Source organism: Bradyrhizobium sp. HKCCYLS1011, assembly GCF_051167795.1.
Taxonomy (GTDB): Bacteria; Pseudomonadota; Alphaproteobacteria; order Rhizobiales; family Xanthobacteraceae; genus Bradyrhizobium.
Map to the genome: position 1 here is coordinate 1 of NZ_JBNPTT010000029.1, position 1,259 is coordinate 1,259.

The 1,259-nt window shown below is 67.0% G+C and carries 2 protein-coding genes; both read left to right on the top strand.

The features are described 5' to 3' along the window. Positions 1-1,079, top strand: a 1,079-nt coding sequence (locus ACQR1W_RS39775) for a non-ribosomal peptide synthetase (RefSeq protein ID WP_434855883.1), incomplete at its 5' end; no start/stop codon positions are given. Further along, positions 1,076-1,259: hypothetical protein (locus ACQR1W_RS39780; protein ID WP_434855884.1), on the top strand; the 184-nt coding region annotated here is incomplete at its 3' end. The genes ACQR1W_RS39775 and ACQR1W_RS39780, both read left to right, overlap by 4 nt.

Sequence of the window (1,259 nt, forward strand, 5' to 3'; positions counted from 1 at the left end):
CTGTCACATCGTTGCCGGATCTGAAGACGCTGCTGGTCGGCGGCGAGGCGTGCGCGGCGGAGCTGTTGCGGCCCTGGTTGCCCGGGCGGCAGGTGTTCAACGCCTATGGGCCGACCGAGGCCAGCGTGTGCACCACGATGTTCCGCTGTGACGGCAACGGCCGGCCGCCGATCGGCCGTCCATTGCCGAACACCAGAACCTATGTGCTGGACCAACAGCTGCAGCCGGTGCCGGTCGGGGTGGCCGGCGAGCTTCATATCGGCGGGGCCGGCTTGGCGCGCGGCTATCTGCTGCGGCCTGGGTTGACGGCGGAACGCTTCGTGCCGAATCCGTTCGCAGCCGGCGAGCGTCTGTATCGCACCGGAGATCTGGTGCGCTGGCGCACCGATGGCGCGCTGGAGTTCTTGGGGCGGCTGGATATGCAGGTGAAGCTGCGCGGCTTCCGGATCGAGCTCGGCGAGATCGAGGCGGCACTCTCGGCGCAGGACGGCGTTGCCCAGGCTGCGGCGATGATCCGGGAGGATGACGGCGGCAAGCGCCTGGTCGCCTATGTGGTGGTGCATCCGGAGACCTCAATCGACATCAGCGAGTTGCGGCGGCACCTGCAGACCACGCTGCCCGACCACATGGTGCCGTCGGCGATCGTCAGGCTCGACCACCTGCCGCTGTCGCCGAACGGCAAGCTCGACCGCAACGCGCTGCCGGCACCAGACCGCAACCGCGAGGCCGACGATCAGCCGCCGCGCAATCCAGTCGAGGCCGTGCTGGCCGGACTGTTCGCCGAGGTCCTCGGCCTCGACCGCGTCGGCATCAACGACAACTTCTTCGAACTCGGCGGCCACTCTCTGCTGGCCATGCAGCTCATCGGCCAGATGCGGGTCGCGCTCGGCGTAGAGCTACCCGTCCGTGTGATCTTCATGGGACCGACGGTGGCCGAAATTGCCGTCCATGTCGAAGAGGCCCTCGTTGGCGACATCGAGACGATGACAGCCGAAGAGCTCGAGATGGCCTTGCAGGATCTGGGTGACGTCGGCGCCAAGCAGGACCAATCCAAAGCCGTGATCGGGAGCATGGGATGACCGATATTGCATTGTTGCGGCGTGAACTCCTGCAGCGGCGCGTTGCCGCTGCTGCCGAAGGACGGCGCGTTCCCCGGGACATCCCGCGCGTTGCGCGCGACGTGCCCTTGCCATTGTCGCATGGTCAGGAGCGGCTGTGGTTTGTGGAGCAGCTCGGGCTTGCGGGCGGCACTTACAATA